Origin of the sequence: Rhodococcus sp. 114MFTsu3.1 (genome assembly GCF_000383555.1) — a bacterium.
Classification (GTDB): domain Bacteria; phylum Actinomycetota; class Actinomycetes; order Mycobacteriales; family Mycobacteriaceae; genus Rhodococcoides; species Rhodococcoides fascians_E.
Window position 1 is genome coordinate 178,286 of sequence record NZ_KB911547.1, and the last position, 20,303, is coordinate 198,588.

Consider the following 20,303-nt stretch of genomic DNA (forward strand, 5'->3'; position numbering starts at 1 on the left):
ACTGTCCTCGGAGCACGGACACCTGTCGTCGAGAACTAGATCAGATCCAGCGACCGCTCGCGCATTTCGACTTTGCGGACCTTGCCTGTGACGGTCATGGGAAACTCGTCGACGATGTGCACGTAGCGCGGAATTTTGTAGTGCGCCAGTTTGCCCGCACAGAAGGCGTGGATCGAATCCGCGTCCAGCGGGGTTGCTCCGTCCTGCATCCGTATCCAGACCATCAGTTCCTCACCGTATTTGGCGTCGGGAACCCCGATGACCTGGGCGTCGAGGATGTCGGGGTGGGTGTACAGAAATTCCTCGATCTCTCGGGGGTAGACGTTCTCGCCACCGCGGATGACCATGTCCTTGATGCGGCCGGTGATGGAAACGTAGCCGTCGGAGTCCATGACACCGATGTCGCCGGTGTGCATCCATCCGTCGGCGTCGATGGCCTCGGCTGTTTTCTCCGGCTGGTTCCAGTAGCCCAGCATGACCGAGTATCCGCGGGTGCACAGTTCACCGGACTCCCCATGGGCGACGGTCGATCCGTCGACGGGGTCGACGATCTGTACTTCGAGGTGCGGCCCGACGGCGCCGACGGTGGAGACGCGTTGTTCGATGGTGTCGTCGCTGCGTGTCTGCAGCGACACGGGGGAAGTCTCGGTCATGCCGTAGCAGATGGACACTTCGGCCATGCCCATCCTTTCGATGACCTGCTTCATCACCTCGGTGGGGCACGGCGAGCCGGCCATGATGCCGGTGCGGAGCGAGGACAGGTCGTACGAATCGAATTCCGGTAGAGCGAGTTCGGCGATGAACATGGTGGGTACCCCGTACAGGGACGTGCACTTCTCCTGCTCCACGGCGGCCAACGTGGACGCCGGATCGAACGAGAGTCCGGGAACGACCATCGCCGCACCGTGCGACGTACAGGCCAGGTTTCCCATCACCATCCCGAAGCAGTGATAGAACGGCACCGGAATGCACACGCGATCGTGTTCGGTGTAATGGCACAACTCACCGACGAAGTACCCGTTGTTCAAGATGTTTCGGTGACTCAGGGTCGCGCCCTTGGGAAACCCTGTTGTGCCCGAGGTGTATTGAATGTTGATCGGATCCTTCGGCGCCAACGAGCTCTGCACGTCCGCGACCAGGGAAGGGTTTTCGGCGAGTGCCCGGTGTCCGCGGTCGGTCATCAGTTCCCAGCCGAAGCTCCCGATGAAAACGACCTCCCGCACGGTCTCCTCGCGTGCGTCCTCGATCATCGCGCCGTAGTCCGAGCCCTTGAATTCCTGCGCGGACAACAGAACCGACACTCCGGCCTGATTCAGGACGAATTTCAACTCGTGCGTGCGATACGCGGGATTGATGTTGACCAGAATTGCGCCGATCTTGGCGGTCGCGTATTGCGCGAGCACCCATTCGGGACAGTTGGGCGCCCAGATTCCCACTCGATCACCTGTCGTCACGCCTTTGACCAGCAGGCCCGCGGCGAGCAGTTCGACGTCGGCGAGGAACTCGGAGTACGTCCACCGTCTGCCGGAGGGGACGTCGACCAGTGCATCGTGACCGGCGTACTCGGCTACGGTTCGGTCGAGGTTCTGGCCGATGGTCTCCTCGAGCAACGCTGTCGACGACGGCCCGGACGAATAACTACGACTTTCCATGTCGACCACAGTAGTGATTGCCGTCACAAGTCGCCTACCCCCGAAAGGGTGTACTACTCGATGGTCAGCACTTCGGAGTTCTCGAGTGCGTCCGCGCGCGAGGTGTCCTTCAACGCAACACCGGACCTGCCGAGCCTGCGAGCGCCGGCGACGAGACTGGCAACGATCCTGGCGGATTGCTCGTACCCCAACCCTTCCGGCGGATGAATGTTGGAGATGCAGTTGCGGTCGGCGTCGGACTTTCCGGGTGCAGGCAGATGCGTCAGGTAGATCCCCAAGCTGTCCGCTACCGACAGCCCTGGCCGCTCACCGATGAGTACGACGACGGTGCGAACACCCATTGCCTCCGCGATGTGATCACCCAACGCGACGCGGGCCTCGGTGGCGATGACGGGCGGGGCAAGGCTGTACACATCGGACAGTTCTTCGACCAGCGCCGCGAGCATCGACGGTCCGTGATCCATCAGGGCCCGGGGTGACAGCCCGTCACCGAGGACGAATCCGAGGTCGAAGTCACCTGGGGTGATGGAGGACAGGTCGTCGGGGGTCCGTCCGAGATCGGGCCGTCGCAGATACTCCGCGCGAGAGGTCGCCTTGGACGTCACGACCGCCGGTACCCCGATGCCGATCTTCTCCACGGCCGCCGCTGTGTCGTCGACGTCCAGTGGCATGTGCACGGCATCCCGCGCAGCCGCGTGTGCCGATCGGAACTCGAGCACTCGGCGGGTGGGCAGCGAGTCTCCGGTACGCCCCAGTCCGATTCGCGCCTGCGTGCTCAGACGCAGCTCCTGCCAGAATCCGTCGTCGGCGCGTTCTACGGCGCTCATCGTGCACTCGTCAGCGAACGCAACGGCGACCTCAGTGCGTCGACGTCGAGGATTCGACCGCTGCCGTCGACCATGCCGAGCCGGTCCAGCCATGCTGCGAATTCCGGTGCGGGCTTCAGCCCGAGCACCTGCCGCACGTACAGAACGTCGTGGAAGCTCAGACTCTGGTAACCGAGCATCACGTCGTCGGCTCCGGGGACTGCGATCACGAACGCGACTCCGGCTGCACCGAGCAGCGTGAGAAGGGTGTCCATGTCGTCCTGGTCCGCTTCGGCGTGGTTGGTGTAGCAGACGTCGACGCCCATCGGCAGGCCCAGGAGCTTGCCGCAGAAGTGATCCTCCAGCCCGGCACGGACGATCTGCTTGCCGTCGTACAGGTACTCCGGTCCGATGAATCCGACGACGGTGTTGACCAGTAACGGTTCGAGATCACGGCACACGGCGTATGCGCGTGCCTCCAGGGTCTGCTGGTCGACCGGGCGTCCCCCGGCGCCGAGGTGGGCGCCTGCACTGAGCGCCGAACCCTGCCCCGTCTCCAGATACATGACGTTGTTCCCGACGGTTCCCCGGTGCAGCGACCGGCCTGCCTCGTTGGCCTCTCGCAGCAATGAGACGTTGACACCGAAGCCTGAATTGGCCCCTTCGGTCCCTGCCACGGACTGGAACACCAGATCCACCGGAACGCCCTTGGAGATGAGTTCCATCGTCGTCGTGACGTGCGAGAGCACACACGACTGTGTGGGGATCTCGAACCGTTGCCGGATCTCGTCCAGCAGAAAGAGCAGATCGGACGTCGCGTGCGGCGAGTCCGTCGCCGGGTTGATGCCGATCACTGCGTCACCCGATCCGAGCAGCAGACCGTCGAGAGTCGCGGCGGCGATTCCGCGTGGATCGTCGGTCGGGTGATTGGGCTGCAATCGCGTGCTCAACGTCCCAGGGAGTCCGACGGTTGTCCTGAACGCCGATGTCACCTCGGCAGCCCGCGCCACCGAGATCAGATCCTGATTGCGCATGATCTTGCTGACGGCCGCAACCATTTCCGGAGTCAACCCCGGTGCGACGGATCGCAGAGTCGACGCCGAATCCTTCGAGGCGGCGGCGTCGAGCAGCCAGTCCCGGAGCCCACCGACCGTCAGATGCGAGATCGCACCGAAGGCGGTGCGGTCGTGCGAGTCGATGATGAGCCGGGTGACTTCGTCGCTCTCGTACGGAACCAGAAGATCTTCGAGGAACACGTCGAGCGAGACGTCGGACAGTGCCCATTGCGCGGCAGCTCGTTCGGCGTCGGACTGTGCCGCGCACCCGGCCAATTCGTCGCCCGACCGCAACGGTGTTGCCTTCGCCATCAGCTCGACGAGGCCGTCGAACGAGAAGTTGGCACCGGATACCTGGTGTGAGTACGTGCTCATTCGAGTTCGGCTTCTGCTTTCGCGAGGGCTGCGAATTCTTCGTCCGGCGAGTTCGCCACGAGATGATGACGGCTGTAGAGCCCGAAGTACAGCATGAACGCAGCGAAGACCCCGAGGCACCACAGCGCTGCCGTGCTGTCGACGAGGAACGTGGCGACCACAGCCAGCGCTGCGACGACGAGTGCGAAGCCCGTGGTGACGATGCCGCCCGGGGTCCGGTACGGCCGCGGCATGGTCGGTTCTTTACGTCGCAGAACGATGTGACTGACCATCATCAGAACGTAACTGAGCGCGGCACCGAACACGGCCATGTTGAGCAACATCGCTCCCTGACCCGTGAGCGAGAGGAGGAAACCGATGATGCCGGGGACGATCAGCGCGAGCGTCGGCGCTTTGCGAGAGTTGGTCACCGACAGGGTCTTCGGCAGGTACCCGGCCCGCGACAGCGCGAAGAGCTGACGCGAGTAGGCGTACATGATGGAGAAGAAGCTGGCGACGAGGCCGGCGAGCCCGATGTAGTTGACCACCTTGGCGGCCGTGCCGTCGCCGAGGGCTTCGACAAGCGGGTTGCCCGACGCCTGCATGGCGTCGGCGCCGCCCGCACCGGTCACCAGGAGCAGAACCCCGGCGCCGGTCAGCAGCAGGACGCCCATGGCCGCGATGATGCCGCGCGGCACGTTCTTGGTGGGATCCTTCGCTTCTTCTGCGGCGAGCGGAACCCCTTCGATGGCGAGGAAGAACCAGATCGCGAACGGAACCGCCGCCCAGATTCCGAGATAGCCGAACGGAAGGAAGCTCGACGCGCCCGCGGCGTCCGTCGGCGCGATGTCGGTGAGGTTGGCCGAGTCGAATTGTCCCAGTGCCGATACCGCGAAGATCACCAGACCGACGAGGGCGATGGCGGTGATGACGAACATGATCTTGAGTGCCTCACCGGCACCTGCGAGGTGGATGCCGATGAAGATGGCATACACCGCGAGATACACCCACCAACCGTCGGTGATGCCGAACAATCCAAGAGACTCGACGTACGCACCGATGAAGGTGGCGATGGCTGCCGGAGCGATGGCGTATTCGATGAGAATGGCGGTGCCGGTTGCGAATCCACCCCACGGTCCGAGTGCGCGACGAGCGAACGTGTACCCACCGCCCGCCGCCGGTAACGCCGACGACATCTCGGCCATGCCGAGGACCATGGCCAGGTACATGCCTGCGATGAGGATGCCTGCGATGAGCAAGCCACCGAAGCCACCCTGTTCGAGACCGAAGTTCCAGCCCGAGTAGTCACCGGAGATGACGTAGCTGACGCCGAGTCCAGCGAGGAGGACCCATCCCGCCGTGCCCTTCTTCAGCTGGCGTTTGGCCAGATAGTCGCTGCCCTCTACGTGCGACTCGGTCCCGTCGTGATGGGTGGGTGTTGGTTCTGTGACGGACATGGCCGGCCTCTCTCGAAGCGATGCGACTTCTTTCGCGGGTGAGCGAATCCGAATCAAGATATGCCCGCGGTGTAAGCACCGAGTCATCGCAATATGACGAGCGAATTACGTCAGTGGTTCGGTGTCGGACCGACGTCTCCCTCGTCGGGTTCTGCGACTGTCAGTACTGCGTCCACCACAGCCTTGTTGGTCTCGAGCTCACGCTCCAGCCGCCGGAGTGTGTGCGCGATCGAGGATTCGACCGAGTCGCCGACGAGGTCGACGCTCGCGACCAGAAGGATCTGCTTCGGACCGACGAATTCGATGCGAACGAACCGAACGGACGCCACCTCCGGAAGCTGTTCGATTCGCTCCACCACTGCGTTCCATAATGCTCGCGAACCCGGTTCGCCGGTGAGAAAACGTCGATTTCGGTCGATGAGCACGAAGGCGACGACGGCGAGCAGAACACCGACGAGAATCGAACCGACGGCGTCGTAGGCACTGGACCCGGTGAGCTGATGCAGTCCGATGCCTGCAGCGGCAATGACGATGCCGATGAGGGCCGCGCTGTCCTCGGCGAACACGGCACGCAGTGTCGGATCGGACGTCTCGAGTGCGTAGTCGAAGAAGTCCTTCTCGTACTCGGCTGCTTCACCGCGGATCTGCCGAACCGATTGAAGGAACGAGATTCCCTCCAGCACGAACGCCAGCGCGAGCACGACGTACGCGACGGTGTAGTTCTCGCTGCTGGATTCGCCCGCGAGGAGCGAGGTGATGCCGTGCCAGATCGACACCGCGGCGCCCGCGACGAACAAACCGACCGCGGCGAGTGTCGACCAGAAATACGCTTCCCTGCCGTATCCCAGCGGTCTCCGGTCGTCGGGGCCGCGGGAGCCTCGTTTGTTGGCGACGAGCAGGAATATCTCGTTGCCGGTGTCCGCCCACGAATGCGACGCCTCGGCGACCATCGACGCCGAACCCGTGATCACCGCAGCGACTGTCTTGGCAATCGCGACACCCAGATTGGCGCCGAAGGCGATGACGACGGTGCGGAGGCTCTCGGTCTCCGCACCGGCAGGCGTCGTATTGGAAGATTTCACGCGTTCGACTGTAGGCGCCCACCTCCCTTGTGAGTGGTCAGCCCTGCAGCATGCCCGGGACCGGGCAGGCGTCGACCGCTTCGGCGACGACGATGACGTCGTCGGGAACGGGAGGCCTGCGCCCCTCTTCCCAGTCGACTCCGACGAACGGTGTCAGCTCCTTCAGTACGTCGAACTCCTCCTGAGTGAACGCCCGTCCGCGGCTGAGAAATCGAAGCCCCTCAGGCGTTTCCAACGAGAACCCGGAACCACGCCCGGGCACCACGTCGAGCACCATCTGGGTGTGCTTCCACGCCTCGAACTGTGAACCTGAAATCCACACGGGCACTGCGTCGTCGCCCTCGGGGAGATCGTCCGGGATGTCGCCGACGCCGAGCCGCAGATCCAACAGACCGAGCAGCACATCCCGATCGCCGACGATGAATTCCCCTGCTGGATAACACATCGGCGACGAGCCGTCGCAGCACCCTCCGGACTGATGCATCATCAACGCGCCGTGGATCCCGCCGAGGCGACGGAGAAGCTCCATCGCCCCGGCGGTGGCTCTGAGACGCGCAGGCGGAGCCGGAGCCGGACCCGATGCGCTGAGACGCGCTGGAGGTCGCGCGTCGGACATCAGAAGAAGCCCTGAGCCTTCTGGGCGTAGCTGACCAGGAGGTTCTTCGTCTGCTGGTAGTGGTCGAGCATCATCTTGTGGTTTTCACGACCGATGCCGGACTGCTTGTACCCGCCGAAGGCAGCGTGCGCCGGGTACTGGTGGTAGGTGTTGGTCCACACTCGCCCGGCCTTGATGTCGCGGCCGGCGCGGTAGGCGACGCCACCGTCACGAGACCACACGCCGGCGCCGAGGCCGTAGAGGGTGTCGTTGGCGATGGAGATCGCTTCGTCGTAGTCCTTGAAGGACGTGACCGAGACGACCGGTCCGAAGATCTCCTCCTGGAAGATACGCATGTTGTTCTTGCCGGTGAAGATGGTCGGCTGGACGTAGTAGCCGCCGTTGAGATCTCCGCCGAGCTGTGCGCGCTCTCCGCCGGTGACGACCTGAGCGCCTTCGCCCTTGCCGATCTCGATGTAGGAGAGGATCTTCTCGAGCTGATCGTTGGATGCCTGCGCACCGATCATCGTCTCGGTGTCCAGCGGATCACCTTGGCGCACTGCCTTGGTACGAATCGCGGCGAGCGCCAGGAACTCGTCGTAGATGTCCGCCTGGATGAGCGAGCGGGACGGGCAGGTGCAGACCTCGCCCTGGTTGAGGGCGAACATCGTGAAGCCCTCGAGCGCCTTGTCCTGGTAGTCGTCGTTGGAGGACAGGACGTCGGAGAAGAACACGTTGGGGCTCTTGCCGCCCAGTTCGAGGGTGACGGGGATCAGGTTCTGCGAGGCGTACTGCATGATCAGGCGGCCGGTGGTGGTCTCGCCGGTGAACGCGATCTTCGCGATACGCGGGCTCGACGCGAGAGGCTTGCCCGCCTCGGTGCCGAAGCCGTTGACGATGTTGACGACGCCCGGAGGCAACAGGTCACCGATGATGGAGATCAGGTGCAGGATGGACGCGGGCGTCTGCTCGGCCGGCTTGAGCACGACGGCGTTGCCTGCGGCAAGTGCCGGCGCGAGTTTCCACACGGCCATGAGGATCGGGAAGTTCCAGGGAATGATCTGCCCGACGACACCGAGCGGCTCGTGGAAGTGGTAGGCCACCGTGTCGTCGTCGATCTCCGACAACGAACCTTCCTGTGCCCGAATGCATCCGGCGAAGTAACGGAAGTGGTCGACGGCGAGCGGAATGTCGGCGTTGAGGGTCTCACGGATCGGCTTGCCGTTGTCCCAGGACTCGGCGAGCGCAATGGACTCGAGGTTCTCCGCGATGCGGTCGGCGATCTTGTTGAGGACCACGGCGCGCTCGGCTGCGGAGGTCTTGCCCCAGGCGGGTGCGGCGGCGTGTGCAGCATCGAGGGCGAGTTCGATGTCCTCGGACGTGGAGCGGGCGACCTCGCAGAAGTTCTCACCGGTGACGGGAGTCGGGTTCTCGAAGTACTGGCCCTTGACTGGTGGTACCCACTCGCCACCGATCCAGTTGTCGTAGCGCGGCTGGAACGACATCTTTGCATCGGCGGTACCTGGACGGGCATAGACGGACATCTAGTGACTCCTTCGTCGTTCATCAACTGATGTGATTCCAGACACTAGAGTGCGCAACGTTGCAACTACGTTGCTGCACTGCGTGCAATTTCTGCTGGGCGCCCGGCCCGACGGATCAGACGCCGAGCTGGCGGTCGAGATGCTCGATTCTGGCGCTGACCTGCCCGTACAGTGCGGAGTCCTGACTGAGCGTGGCCCGGTACGCTTCCCACGCGTACACATCGGTGCGCCCGTGGATCGACGACGTCCACTGGGCCAGCAACACCGGATCCCCTGCCCGCAGCAGCGCGGCTTGGACCCGGGAGCGAAGTTCTTCTCTGATGTCCTCGATGCCGGGTGCCGTGGACCCAGGAAGAACGGGACCGGTGTAGATGCGCAACGCCCCCTCGATGTCGCCGCGGTCGAGGGCGCGCCGGATGTCGGAGACATCGGTGGTCAGTTCGCCTACGAGCCGATACGGCCTCGACGCCAGACCTGCACTTCCGAATGCTTTGCGTAGTCGCGACATCTCGGCGCGGATGGTCACCGAGTCCAATTCCTGCTCGTCGAGCAGTACGGCGAGATGATCGGAACTGAGACCCTCCGGGTGATCGGCCAGGAGCAACAGGATCTCCGCATGCCGCTGCGACAGCGCGCTGCGACCGCTTCCTTTCGTCAACCCGGGCCGGCCCGAACCGAGCACCTCCAACCGAGGAGCACTGTCACCCAACGACTTCGGCGAATTCATCAGATGCACACGCAATTCCGACTCGGCGGCGGCGACAGTGGCGCGAATCAGAGACAACACCTCGGGAACCGCAACGCGAGGACCGCCGGTGATATCGATCGCGCCGAGGATCTGTCCGCTCGTCGGGTGATGGACGGGCGCCGCGGAACAACTCCACTCGTGCACGGTCCTGCTGAAGTGCTCGGCGGCGAAGATCTGGACGCAGTGGTCGACCGCGAGCGCCGTGCCGGGAGCGTTGGTCCCTTTGCTTTCTTCGCTCCAGTCGACGCCTTCGGCGAAGTTCATCGACATCGCGCGATCCTTCGCAGCCGAATCTCCCTCGACCCACAGCAGCCGGCCCTCGGCGTCGGAGATCGCGACGAGCAAGCCGGTGTCCGCGGCATCCTCGACCAGCAGCTTGCGGATGACCGGCCTGATGATGGACATGGGGTGCTCGGAGCGATAGCGCTCCAGTTCCGCACCGGACAACACGATCGAGTCGTTTCCACCGTCGGGGTCGACACCTTTGGTGCGGCTGCGCATCCAGGAATCGAGGACCACGGAACGAACACTGGCGGTGGACGAGGAGTCCTCCACGAAAGAGCGGTGCGCCGTGGTCACCCGACGTGCGAGCACGTCGATGTCCTCACCAGGGCGAAGGGCAACCCAGGGGTTCCCCTGTCCTGGCGTTCTTCCAGTCATCACACAAGTACCTCTTCTGGCGCGGTCACACTACTGTAACGCAGCTCACACACGCAGAATACAGGCCCACCGAGCCCAGCGGGGATCGCCGAGGCCGGAGGGCCCGTGCATTCTCGACCTGCGTCGCGGGGGTTACCGGACCGAGCTGGGTGCCCGGCGCGGTCAGCGCTTCTTGACGGTCGCCGAGATGTCGATGCCGGTGTCGCCCGAGGCCTTCATTTTCTTGTCCGCGCGCTTCTCCTTCAACGACTTTCCTTGTTTCTTGGACATCGAACTGCGAGGAGATTTGTCAGACATGGCGGGGTGCCCCATTCTCTGCGGAACCGAGAATGGTCCACAGACCACGAACTTACGCCACCGAGCCACGGATGAGGTGGCAGGCGCGTTCGGCGAGCATGATCGCCGTCGCGTGGGGCCCTCGCGAAGGAACGACGGGGAAGGCAGACGTGTCGACCACGTACAACCCGTCGACGCCGCGCACCGCGCACGTGTCGTCCAGGACGGCGTCCTCCCCGCCCATCGCGCAGCTTCCCGAGAGGTGAAGCGATGTCCCCAGCCTGGCGCGCACGAACCCGTCGAGGTCGCCCTCGACGGATTCGGTGTTCTCGACGAGCTCGGCGACGAGTTCCAGTCCGGACGTCAACGCCCGCCGGTCGGCGACGGATTCCAGGTATCGGTACCGAACCCGGGGCGCGATCGCCGGGTCCGAGGACACCAGCTCGATGTCCCCTCTCGACTCGGGTCGCATCAGGCCGACTCCGATCAGCGGATCCCCGGCCGGGAGGCCTGCGATCATGCGGTCGAACGGAGCCGAGTAGGGGCGGATCTCGAGGTCTCCGACGTGCAGCACCGCCTCCATGGGCGACGATGCGGGACCGGTCGACGAAACACTGTACGGCAGAGTTACTTCCGGATGATCACTGAAACCACGTCCCACGTTCGGTTGATCCACGACGGTCCGGATGTCGAGCGCGCCCAGCCGGCCCGCAGGCCCGATACCGGAGAGCATCAGCAGCTGCGGGGTCCGAACTGCTCCCGCACACAGTATGATTCGCTCCGCCCTTAGCATCTCCCTCGTACCGCCGCGGTCGACGGCGACCCCGACCGCGTGCATCCGATCGACGACGATGCCGAGAACGGTTGCGTCGCTGCACACCTGAAGGTTGGGACGATCCGACGCCGGAAGAAGATACGCCAGAGCGGCATTCGTTCGCACTCCTCGGAAGATGTTGCGCGGCACAGGACCTACGCCGTCCGACGAGTACGGCGAGTTCTTGTCCTCGTCGAACGCGAACCCGGCGCGTTCGGCCGCAGCAACGAAGGCCTCTGTCATGGGGCTTCCCGCTCCGGGCAGCACCCGCGACACGGGCATCAGCCCCTCGCTGCCGTGATAGGGCCCGGTGAAGTCGAGGTCGTGTTCCAGCGCCGAGAAGTACGGGAGTACATCCGCGAAAGACCACGATGCAGGCCACGCATCGAAGTCGTCCGGCCGGGCGCGCACGAAGTATCCACCGTTGACCGCGCCCGACCCACCGAGCACTCGCCCCCGCGAGACCCGAGCGGCGATACCGTCCGCCAGATCGGCGGAGTACGTGTCGAGCCACGGACTGTCGGCCCCCAGGGGAAGTACACGTGCGTCGAGCACATCCGGCGGAACCTCGTCGACGGTCCGGAATCCGGGCCCTGCTTCGAGGAGCAGGACCGAGCACGACGGATCCTCGCTGAGCCTCGACGCGACGACGGCGCCGCACGATCCGCCGCCGACGACGATCACGTCGACCGTGCGGCTGGGGCTCATGTGTCCATTCGGGGTGTCAAGGCTTTCAGGCTGCGAGACCGTGCCGCCCCGGTCCACAGTCCGGCTCCGTACGCGACATCGTCGACGCGCTTGAAGAACGCGTATCGAATGGGGTCGAGCCCACCGAGCTCGCGATGCTTGTACCAGTCCGTCATCGCATCTGCGACAGCGATTCCCAGCGCAATCCTGCGAATTCGACTCGACAGCACGACCGCCAGAAGTGTGATGGGCCAATAATGTCGACACATCGCCGACGCGAGTTGCCAGAGCCCGCCGATGAACCCTTCCGTTGCCAGGATCGCCGCGATGCGGGTCGGTTGGTCGAGCCCGAGGAACATCCTGCGGAGCCTGCCTGTCGTCGCCCCGAGCGTCAGCAACGCGCCCAGTAGGCCGAACTTGGTGAAACTGATCGCGAACAGGCAGGAGATCAGAGTCCACGGTGACATCGAGAGCGGGGGCACCATGCCCGGATGCCGGTCCGCGAGTGGACTTGCTCCGGTGCCGTAGAACAGCTTGCGGCCGAACCACCGACCGAACGTGACGCGATGATCGTGCGCGACGTTGGCAACGGGCTCGTAGCGCAGCCGCCACCCCGCCTCCTGCAACCGCCAGCAGAGATCGACGTCCTCGGCGACGTGCATGGATTCGTCGAATCCGTTGCACTCCTCGGCGACGTGGCGACGGATGAGCATTGCGGCGCTCGGGACGTAGGAGACAGAGCTGCCCGCTCGAACCGCGGCTTCCTTGCGACCCAGGTCCAGCGACGACCGGGCGTGCTCGTACCGGGCCAGAGCGTTGCCTTCGGGTTCGAGAGCCACGATCCTCGGCGCGACCAGTGCGACCGCAGGGTCGGAGAAATGCCCGAGCATGACCTCGAGCCAGCCCTTGCGCGGCACCACATCCGAATCCAGGAATGCCACGAAATCAGTTGTTGCGGACCGAAGCCCGGTATTGCGCGCTGCAGCGGGCCCCCGAGAACTCTCGTGCCGCAGCGTCGTCACCCCGCCGATGCTCCACGCAACCGGCGGCACCGTGACCGGCTCGTCGGATCCGTCGTCGACGACGATGACCTTCAGTCCGTGCAACGCAGGAAGGAGGCGGGACAGCCCTGCCGCGTTGTTCTTCAACGGGATCACCACGGTGACGTCCTGCGGAGACGGAATGGACATCGGTCGCGGATTCGCGACACCGGAGTCCAGCAGTTTCCGCGCCACGAGCGCGGACTGCGAATCGGTCACCTCGAGGAATCCGTCGCCGATCATCGCCGCAGCGGTGGGTGCCAGTTTCAGCATCCGAGTCGGGGAACCCCCGATCAGAACGCGCCCCTCCGAGTATGTGCGTACACGAGGATCGACGCGCACCCCGAATCCATCAGGCAATCGTCCTTGACCCATCAGGTGATCGTAAGCGGACATTGCCGCGAAGTGGTATCCGTGGACGCAGAAATTCGGAAACATACCCACGGCCTGTTCGAACGCGGTTTTTCGGACCGCAGGTTCACGTCAACATGCCCCGCTCCGACGGTCCCCATCGCTGCAACGCATCCGCCGCGAGGGCGCACATCTGCCCCAGGACGGTCTCGCCTTCGGCCGCCGACGACCCACGGGGGTCACCCAGCACTCCGTTCGGGGTAACCGCTCGGACACCACCGGAACGCAGCAGAGGCAGAAGGTCCGCGAGCGAGTCCGTGTTCCCGACCTCGATACGCGACTTGTCCACCACCTCCGGGCAAAGATGCAGCAGCAGTGAAGTTTCGGTACGGCCGGCGTGTGCGTCGGCACCCGGAACGACACAGGGCAACCACGCCACGTCGCGCCCCTCGTACCGCAGCAGCCGAACCGCCGCGGCCAGCGCACCGACGTTGCCGCCGTGCCCGTTGACGAACACCAGACGGTCCGCCCACCGGCACGCCGACCTGCCGTACTCGACGAGGATCGCCTCCAGCGCGTCCGCACCGATAGAGATGGTGCCGGGGAAGCCCTCGTGCTCTCCGCTCGCCCCGTACGCGATCGACGGCGCGACGACCACGCCGGGCAATCGCTCCGCCACGGCCTGGGCGACCCGAGTATCGGTGTCGAGAGGTAGATGAGGCCCGTGCTGCTCGACTGCACCGACCGGCACCGCCACAGTGCGTCGACCGTCGACCGCCGGCCATCGATCGTCGGCCAAGCGTCGATACGAGGAGGACGGTTGCTCGGTCTCGGCCACTGTCGAATGGTATCCGCTTGCGCCGATCTGCCTCGATTCGTTTCCACTCCGCACGTCACACACAGGAAACAATCCGCCATTAGCGTGCGCACCAGAGGCACGAAAGGAGCACCATGCCCCCACGTCGGCGATCGGTACTGCTGGCGCAGTTGAGCATTGCCGAACCGGGCGGTGCACAACCCGCCATTCTCGACGAGCTCCGACGAGTGATCCTGTCCGGGGACGCGCCGCCCAACACTCCCATCCCTCTCGGCGATGTGGCCGAACTGTTCGGCGTGAGCCGAATCCCCGTGCGTGAATCGCTGAAAACACTGATCGGCGAAGGTCTGGTGGACCACCGCCCCAACCTCGGATACACCGTCGCACAGTTGACCTCGGCCGAGCTCCGCGAGATGTACATCGTTCGTGAGGTACTGGAGTCGGCGGCGCTCGCCACCGCAGTCGCACTGGCCGACGAGCAGGATCGGGAGCGAGCTATCGAGGCCGATCGACTTCTCGAGGAATCCATTTCCGCCGATGATCCCCGCGAATACCACCGCCGCAGTCGCGAGTTCCACATGGCACTGACCAGGCCGTCTCGAATGAAACGATTACTGCACATGCTCGAGTCCGCATGGAACATCACCGAGCCGATACAGCCGATGGTGCAGGTCGCGGGGTCGGACCGCGCGTCCCTGCATGCGGATCACCGGTCGATGCTCGACGCGTTCCTCGACCGCGACGCGGCAACCCTGCTGGCCATTTCGCAGTCGCACTCCGCCCGCCTCAACACCGTCATCTCGTCCATCACGAGCGATACCGGGTTGCTGGCCGATTCGCCCGGAGACTGACGTCTCGAAAGATATATTCCTGCCGTCACGCAGGGGCAACACTTCGTCGCTACTTTTTCTTCACCGGACTCGGGCCACCGAAGGCAGAGGCCGATCACACCCGAAGCGCTCTTTCGCACGACGTACCAGGAGCATCGATGACAGACACAGCGAACAGCTCGATATCGCCTGTCGGCGACATGATCGAGGCAGCAGGCCATCCCGTCGGCGGTGGACTGATCAAGGACAGTTACGACCCGAGACTGACCAACGAAGACCTGGCGCCGCTGAAGAAGCAGTCGTGGACGTCGTACAACCTGTTCGCGTTCTGGATGTCCGACGTGCACTCCGTCGGCGGATACGTCACCGCAGGTAGCCTTTTCGCGCTCGGGCTGGCCAGTTGGCAGGTCCTGGTGTCCCTGCTCGTCGGCATCACCATCGTCTACTTCTTCTGCAATCTCGTCGCCAAGCCCAGCCAGGTGGCGGGCGTTCCCTACCCGGTGATGTGCCGGGCGTCGTTCGGTGTCCTGGGCGCCAACATCCCGGCGATCATCCGCGGTCTGATCGCGGTGGCCTGGTACGGAATTCAGACATTTCTGGCGTCGGCAGCGCTCGACATCGTCCTGATCAAACTGTTCCCGTCGCTTGCTCCGTACGCCGTCACCGCCGATTACGGCTTCGCAGGCCTCTCCGCTCTCGGATGGGCGAGCTTCCTGTTCCTGTGGGTACTGCAGGCGGCTGTCTTCTGGCGCGGCATGGAGTCGATTCGTAAGTTCATCGACTTCTGCGGGCCTGCCGTCTACGTGGTCATGTTCGCGCTGTGCGGCTACCTCATCTGGAAGGCCGGTTGGGGTGCAATCGATCTGAACCTGGGCGAAGTCGAGTACACAGGACTCAGTTCCGTTCCGGTCATGCTCGGCGCCATCGCTCTCGTCGTCTCGTACTTCTCCGGCCCCATGCTCAACTTCGGCGACTTCTCCCGTTACGGAAAGTCCTACGCCGCAGTGAAGAAAGGGAACTTCCTCGGTCTGCCGGTCAACTTCCTGGTCTTCTCCATCCTGGTCGTGGTCACCGCGTCCCTGACGCTGCCCGTGTTCGGTGAACTCATCACCGACCCGGTGGAGACGGTAGCCCGGATCGACAGCACCTTCGCCATCGTTCTCGGTGCGTTGACGTTCACCATCGCGACGATCGGCATCAACATCGTCGCGAACTTCATCTCCCCCGCCTTCGACTTCTCCAACGTCAGCCCGCAGAAGATCAGTTGGCGGGCAGGCGGCATGATCGCCGCCGTCGGCTCGGTCCTGATCACCCCGTGGAACCTCTACAACAACCCCGAGGTCATCCACCTCACGCTCGAGACGCTCGGCGCATTCATCGGCCCACTGTTCGGCGTCCTGATCGCGGACTACTACCTGGTGCGCAAGCAGAAGGTCGTCGTCGACGAATTGTTCACCATGTCTCCTGCCGGGAAGTACTGGTACTCCAAGGGTTACAACCCCGCTGCCGTGTACGCCACGACAGTCGGTGCACTGATCGCCATGTTCCCGGTGCTGTTCAACGGCGCCATCGAGGGAATGGAGATCGCCGGGATGGCGACCGCGTCCAAGTACAGCTGGTTCATCGGATGTGGAATCGGGTTCGGGCTGTACTACGTTCTCGCAACCAGGACCAAGCTCGCCGTGACGAACCATCTCGACGATTCCGTGAGCGCATAGGATTCTGCAGGTGCTCATCAAGGTCATCAATCCCAACACCACATCGTCGATGACCGACACGATCGGCAGGCGTGCCCGGGCCGTAGCCGGTCCGGGCACGCTCGTCGACGCGGTCAATCCGACGATGGGGCCCGCCTCCATCGAATCGCACGTCGACGAAGCACTCAGCGTGCCAGGCATTCTCGAACAGATCGCGATCGGCGAACAGCAGGGCGCCGACGGTTACGTCATCGCCTGCTTCGGCGATCCGGGCATGGACGCCGCCCGTGAAGCTGCCGCAGGCCCCGTCGTCGGGATCGCCGAGGCTGCGATGCATGCTGCGAGCTTCCTCGGTCGAGGGTTCTCGGTGGTCACCACTCTGCAACGCACCACGGGCAGAGCACAGGACCTCGCCGACCACTACGGTTTCACCCGCACATGCCTCGCGGTCCACGCATGCGACATTCCTGTCCTCGACCTCGAGACCGACCCCGACGCTCGCAAGATCGTCACCGAAGCATGTCGTGACGCTCTGGAATCCGACGGAAGCGACGCCATCGTGCTCGGCTGCGCCGGCATGGCCGACCTGTGCGAGCACATCTCGTCGGAGATCGGGGTGCCGGTCGTCGACGGTGTCGCCGCGGCAACACTCGCCGTTCAGTCGCTCGTCACCATGGGCCTACGCACAGGAAAGCGCAGCGAATTCGCACCACCTCCACCCAAGGCATACTCGGGTTTGCTGTCCGGCTTCGGGAGTTCGTGACGTCCGGCGCAGGACTGTGCCCGTTGCGGCGTGGACGACATGTGCCGCCCGTCGGCCTATCGTCGAAGCATGGACGAGTTGATCGCGTGGGCGAACGACCTCGCGGCCGGACCGGGCCGAAGAATTCTCGGGATAGCCGGGGCGCCCGGCGCGGGCAAGTCGACGCTCGGTGGACGCCTGGTCGACGGGCTCGGATCCGACCGCGCAGTGCTGGTGCCCATGGACGGGTTCCATCTCGCCGACGCCACCCTCGACGCACTCGGGCGTCGGGCCAGGAAGGGCGCGCCCGACACGTTCGATGCCGCGGGTTACGCGCATCTGTTGCGTCGCCTCCGACACGAGTACGACGCCGGGATCGTCTACGCGCCGCGCTTCGACAGAACCCTCGAAGAGCCCATCGCAGGCAGCATTGCGGTCGCCCCGGACGTGCCGTTGGTGATCACCGAGGGAAACTATCTTCTGCTCGACGAGGGGGACTGGCCACTGGCACGTGCCGAGATCGACGAAGTCTGGTTCATCGACATCGACGACGAACTGCGTCGCACCCGACTCGTGGAGCGGCACAGCATGTTCGGTAAAACGGATTTCGAAGCACGAGCGTGGACGCTTGGAAGCGACGAGGACAACGCTGTCCTCGTCGCCTCCACCGCATCTCGTGCGGACCGCCGCGTTCGTCTGTGAGGGTTACTTGACCGCGTCGACCTCCACCTCCACGAGCCAGCCGGGAACGGGGAGGGTGGCGACTTCGAGGGCGAAGCGGGTCGGTCGTGCCGAGTTGCGCTCCATGGGTGCCGCAGGCTCCGCGGTACCCATCGGTACCAGTTCCGTCTCGTCCGAGTCCAGGTTGGTGTTGGCGAAGAACTGCCGGTACGCCCGGTTCCAGCCGGCGAAGTCCGCGACCGCGGCACCGGGTGCGTTGTCGAGGAACACACGCATGGTCACCACGTCCTCGAGCGAATAGCCTTCGGCTTCGAGGTTGTCCCTGATTTTCTTCAGGACGTTGATGCCTTGCGCTTCGGTGACGGTGACACCGTCGGGGAGCGTGCCGCCGGAGAACTCGTCGGTGTCGACGAAGGACTCGGGAGTGCCGGTCGGAGCGGCGTCGTTCATCGCAGTGGGGCCGATACCGCTCGTCTTGTACACCGTTGCATCCCCTGCGATCTCGACTCCCTGGGCGATCATCGGATTCGACTCCCCCGCTTCGAGGACCGACCTGGCGCCCGGCGCCGTGTCGGTCGAGGTGTCGGCGGCCGAGGAGTCCGACGAGCACGCCGCCGTGAACACGACGGCACCGGCAGCGAGCGCGGCGAAGAAGGAACGTGTGACCTTGGACAAGAGATTTCCTTTCGTGGAAGTGAGAGGTCAGGACGCGACGACGCGCTCGTGGAGCGCAGTGACGACGTCGCGTGCGGAGGTGAAGGCGCCGTGCTGCCACGCGATGGCATTGGACAGGTGGTCCCCGGCGAAGTAGATGCGATCGACCGGCTTCAACAGCAACTCGTACTCGGCCGTGGCCGTGCCGCCGTGCGATCCGCCCGACCCTGCCCAGTTCGCCCACGCGCTCTCGGAATACTTGGTTCGGCGCCAACTTCCCGAGAACGAACTGGAGATGTCCTTGGTGTACTTCTCACCGTGGAGCAGCGAGCCTTCGGCGAGAGCTTTCGCCAGACGCTGTTTGTGCGTGAGCGATTCGAATGCCACGTGCCGTTTGCCGGAGTTGTAGTAGCCGACGACCACGCCGCGATCGGAGTTGTAGTGGTCGTAGGGGAACATGATCTGCGAGATGTCCAGATCGGTGTTGCTGGCACCGCCGTAGATCCGCTCGTCGGTCTCCCACCACCGACGCGAGTACTCGATGCCCAGCTTGCCCGACGACGACGCCTTCGCCGCGAGATTGGCGGCGAGTACGTCCGCAGGGAGGTTGGTGTCCAGCCTCCCGATGAGGTTCGGGGGAATCGTGCAGATCACGTAGTCCGCCGAGATCGACTGTGCGGATCCGTCCTTCACGTAGTCGACCGTCGCGCCACCGGAGGTGTTCTTCATGGACGTGACTTCGGCGCCGTAGACGATGTTGTCCTCGCCGATGGACTCGGCGAACGCGTAGTAGATGCGGTCCATGCCTCCCACGGGGGTGAACATCAGCATGGCCTGGTCGTACCCGAACTCGAAACTGAAGTTACGCCCGATGCCGCTGCGGATGACTTCCGACATGCCGAACGGCTCGGTCTCGGTACCGAAGTCCAGGCCGGCGCCCGGTTCCGAGGAGTACCCGCGCCGCGACGAGCCTACGTATCTTCCGTCGTCGGACAGGTCTCCGAAATCGGAGAGAAACTCCGACAGGGCGTCCTTGTCGTCCGCGGTGAGCACGTCGTCGAGGGCACCGCGGCTCGCGGCCTTCTGCAGCAACTCCGACATGTACCCGTAGGTGTCGGCTTTCGCTGCACGGTAGGACACGGACTTCTGATTCAGAGACGTGTCGCTCTTGTAGTTGACTACGGTGTTGGCATTCTGGTTTCCGAATGTCTGGAGTTCGACGCCGAGTTCCCTGCAGTAGTCCATCGTGATGTGGCTCTGCGGAATTCGGGTTGCTCCGATGTTGTAGAAGTGCCCCTCGGAGAAGGTGCACTTCTGCGTTTCTCCGTTGAGATCCGTTTCCTCCGCTCCGCCTCGGATCGACCACACGCGTCCACCCGGACGCTGCCGAGCCTCGAGGACGGTCACGGAGTACCCGGCCTTCTGCAACTCGTACGTGGCGCACAGTCCCGCGGGCCCACCGCCCAGCACCACCACGGTGGGGCTGCCGTCGACTCGCCCGATCAGATCGGCCATCGCCGGTGCCTGGAATCGTGAGGGGGCTGCTGCCGCCGAGGGCGCCAACCCCAGCGTCGACATCGCTCCGTAAGCGAGACCCGCACCGCCGGTGACTCCGAGTCCCCGCATGAACGATCTCCGTGTAACTCCCATGTGCTCTTCCACTCCTTCTGCCCACCCCAGGTAGCCCTGGCCGTCGAAATCACTGGTTTCGAGTCAGGGCAATCGTGGAACGCACACAATTCCGGAATGCGTAGCGCAGGA

The 20,303-nt window shown here is 64.3% G+C and carries 18 protein-coding genes; 4 read left to right on the forward strand and 14 right to left on the reverse strand.

The window, feature by feature from the left end; all coding sequences use genetic code 11:
* Positions 1-35: 35 nt before the first annotated feature.
* The 12 genes from H292_RS0109070 to mftE form a co-directional block, all read right to left on the reverse strand.
* On the reverse strand, positions 36-1,652 hold the full coding sequence (locus tag H292_RS0109070) for an AMP-binding protein (protein WP_037188195.1): 1,617 nt from the start codon (positions 1,650-1,652) through the stop codon (positions 36-38).
* Positions 1,653-1,705: 53 nt separating this feature from the next.
* On the reverse strand, positions 1,706-2,479 hold the full coding sequence (eutC, locus tag H292_RS0109075; protein ID WP_020111180.1) for an ethanolamine ammonia-lyase subunit EutC: 774 nt from the start codon (positions 2,477-2,479) through the stop codon (positions 1,706-1,708).
* Positions 2,476-3,888 carry an ethanolamine ammonia-lyase subunit EutB gene (locus H292_RS0109080; protein ID WP_019663524.1) on the reverse strand — a complete coding sequence of 471 codons (1,413 nt, stop codon included), beginning with the start codon at positions 3,886-3,888 and terminating at the stop codon, positions 2,476-2,478. The genes eutC and H292_RS0109080 overlap by 4 nt, the downstream gene beginning before the upstream one ends.
* On the reverse strand, positions 3,885-5,324 hold the full coding sequence (gene eat, locus H292_RS0109085; RefSeq protein WP_019663523.1) for an ethanolamine permease: 1,440 nt from the start codon (positions 5,322-5,324) through the stop codon (positions 3,885-3,887). Before eat ends, H292_RS0109080 begins: the two co-directional genes overlap by 4 nt.
* Positions 5,325-5,434: 110 nt before the next feature.
* Positions 5,435-6,406 (reverse strand): cation diffusion facilitator family transporter, encoded by a 972-nt coding sequence (locus H292_RS0109090; protein WP_020111181.1) that lies wholly within the window; start codon positions 6,404-6,406, stop codon positions 5,435-5,437.
* 37 nt (positions 6,407-6,443) lie between these two features.
* Positions 6,444-6,935, reverse strand: a complete 492-nt coding sequence (locus tag H292_RS0109095) for a DUF779 domain-containing protein (protein WP_020111182.1) — start codon at positions 6,933-6,935, stop codon at positions 6,444-6,446.
* Between the two features lie 86 nt (positions 6,936-7,021).
* A complete protein-coding gene (gene adh, locus H292_RS0109100; RefSeq protein WP_019663520.1) occupies positions 7,022-8,545 on the reverse strand; it encodes an aldehyde dehydrogenase in 1,524 nt (507 codons plus the stop codon).
* A 115-nt stretch (positions 8,546-8,660) separates the two neighbouring features.
* Complete coding sequence (locus H292_RS0109105; RefSeq protein WP_026347506.1) at positions 8,661-9,953, reverse strand: transcriptional regulator; 1,293 nt, start codon at positions 9,951-9,953, stop codon at positions 8,661-8,663.
* Between the two features lie 162 nt (positions 9,954-10,115).
* Complete coding sequence (locus H292_RS28730; protein ID WP_019663518.1) at positions 10,116-10,250, reverse strand: hypothetical protein; 135 nt, start codon at positions 10,248-10,250, stop codon at positions 10,116-10,118.
* Positions 10,251-10,302: 52 nt separating this feature from the next.
* A complete protein-coding gene (gene mftG, locus H292_RS0109115) occupies positions 10,303-11,751 on the reverse strand; it encodes a mycofactocin dehydrogenase MftG (RefSeq protein ID WP_020111184.1) in 1,449 nt (482 codons plus the stop codon).
* A complete protein-coding gene (gene mftF, locus H292_RS0109120) occupies positions 11,748-13,145 on the reverse strand; it encodes a mycofactocin biosynthesis glycosyltransferase MftF (RefSeq protein ID WP_027498702.1) in 1,398 nt (465 codons plus the stop codon). The genes mftG and mftF overlap by 4 nt, the downstream gene beginning before the upstream one ends.
* Before the next feature lie 103 nt (positions 13,146-13,248).
* A complete protein-coding gene (gene mftE / locus H292_RS0109125) occupies positions 13,249-13,959 on the reverse strand; it encodes a mycofactocin biosynthesis peptidyl-dipeptidase MftE (RefSeq protein ID WP_020111186.1) in 711 nt (236 codons plus the stop codon).
* A 113-nt stretch (positions 13,960-14,072) separates the two neighbouring features.
* On the opposite strand from mftE, the gene H292_RS0109130 reads away from it, so the two are divergent.
* The 4 genes from H292_RS0109130 (at position 14,073) to H292_RS0109145 (ending at position 17,909) form a co-directional block, all read left to right on the forward strand.
* Positions 14,073-14,789 carry a GntR family transcriptional regulator gene (locus tag H292_RS0109130; protein ID WP_019663514.1) on the forward strand — a complete coding sequence of 239 codons (717 nt, stop codon included), beginning with the start codon at positions 14,073-14,075 and terminating at the stop codon, positions 14,787-14,789.
* A gap of 137 nt (positions 14,790-14,926) precedes the next feature.
* A complete protein-coding gene (locus H292_RS0109135) occupies positions 14,927-16,486 on the forward strand; it encodes an NCS1 family nucleobase:cation symporter-1 (RefSeq protein ID WP_027498703.1) in 1,560 nt (519 codons plus the stop codon).
* A 10-nt stretch (positions 16,487-16,496) separates the two neighbouring features.
* Complete coding sequence (locus H292_RS0109140) at positions 16,497-17,228, forward strand: aspartate/glutamate racemase family protein (RefSeq protein ID WP_020111188.1); 732 nt, start codon at positions 16,497-16,499, stop codon at positions 17,226-17,228.
* A gap of 39 nt (positions 17,229-17,267) precedes the next feature.
* The gene (locus H292_RS0109145; RefSeq protein ID WP_254924973.1) at positions 17,268-17,909 is read left to right on the forward strand and encodes a nucleoside/nucleotide kinase family protein; all 642 of its coding nucleotides are present in this window, start codon (positions 17,268-17,270) and stop codon (positions 17,907-17,909) included.
* 3 nt (positions 17,910-17,912) lie between these two features.
* Here H292_RS0109145 and H292_RS0109150 read toward each other — a convergent pair whose 3' ends face one another.
* The gene (locus tag H292_RS0109150; RefSeq protein WP_019663510.1) at positions 17,913-18,563 is read right to left on the reverse strand and encodes a Rid family hydrolase; all 651 of its coding nucleotides are present in this window, start codon (positions 18,561-18,563) and stop codon (positions 17,913-17,915) included.
* Positions 18,564-18,590: 27 nt separating this feature from the next.
* Entirely contained in the window at positions 18,591-20,168 is a 1,578-nt protein-coding gene (locus tag H292_RS0109155; protein WP_020111189.1) for a flavin monoamine oxidase family protein, read from the reverse strand.
* Positions 20,169-20,303 lie beyond the last annotated feature (135 nt).

Excerpts from the sequence above, each read along its gene's own strand:
- H292_RS0109070 (WP_037188195.1), bottom strand. The coding sequence starts at position 1,652 with ATGGAAAGTCGTAGTTATTCGTCCGGGCCGTCGTCGACAGCGTTGCTC.
- eutC (WP_020111180.1), bottom strand. The coding sequence starts at position 2,479 with ATGAGCGCCGTAGAACGCGCCGACGACGGATTCTGGCAGGAGCTGCGT.
- H292_RS0109080 (WP_019663524.1), bottom strand. The coding sequence starts at position 3,888 with ATGAGCACGTACTCACACCAGGTATCCGGTGCCAACTTCTCGTTCGAC.
- eat (WP_019663523.1), bottom strand. The coding sequence starts at position 5,324 with ATGTCCGTCACAGAACCAACACCCACCCATCACGACGGGACCGAGTCG.
- H292_RS0109095 (WP_020111182.1), bottom strand. The coding sequence starts at position 6,935 with ATGGAGCTTCTCCGTCGCCTCGGCGGGATCCACGGCGCGTTGATGATG.
- adh (WP_019663520.1), bottom strand. The coding sequence starts at position 8,545 with ATGTCCGTCTATGCCCGTCCAGGTACCGCCGATGCAAAGATGTCGTTC.
- H292_RS0109105 (WP_026347506.1), bottom strand. The coding sequence starts at position 9,953 with ATGACTGGAAGAACGCCAGGACAGGGGAACCCCTGGGTTGCCCTTCGC.
- H292_RS28730 (WP_019663518.1), bottom strand. The coding sequence starts at position 10,250 with ATGTCTGACAAATCTCCTCGCAGTTCGATGTCCAAGAAACAAGGAAAG.
- mftG (WP_020111184.1), bottom strand. The coding sequence starts at position 11,751 with ATGAGCCCCAGCCGCACGGTCGACGTGATCGTCGTCGGCGGCGGATCG.
- mftF (WP_027498702.1), bottom strand. The coding sequence starts at position 13,145 with ATGGGTCAAGGACGATTGCCTGATGGATTCGGGGTGCGCGTCGATCCT.
- H292_RS0109130 (WP_019663514.1), top strand. The coding sequence starts at position 14,073 with ATGCCCCCACGTCGGCGATCGGTACTGCTGGCGCAGTTGAGCATTGCC.
- H292_RS0109135 (WP_027498703.1), top strand. The coding sequence starts at position 14,927 with ATGACAGACACAGCGAACAGCTCGATATCGCCTGTCGGCGACATGATC.
- H292_RS0109145 (WP_254924973.1), top strand. The coding sequence starts at position 17,268 with ATGTGCCGCCCGTCGGCCTATCGTCGAAGCATGGACGAGTTGATCGCG.
- H292_RS0109155 (WP_020111189.1), bottom strand. The coding sequence starts at position 20,168 with ATGCGGGGACTCGGAGTCACCGGCGGTGCGGGTCTCGCTTACGGAGCG.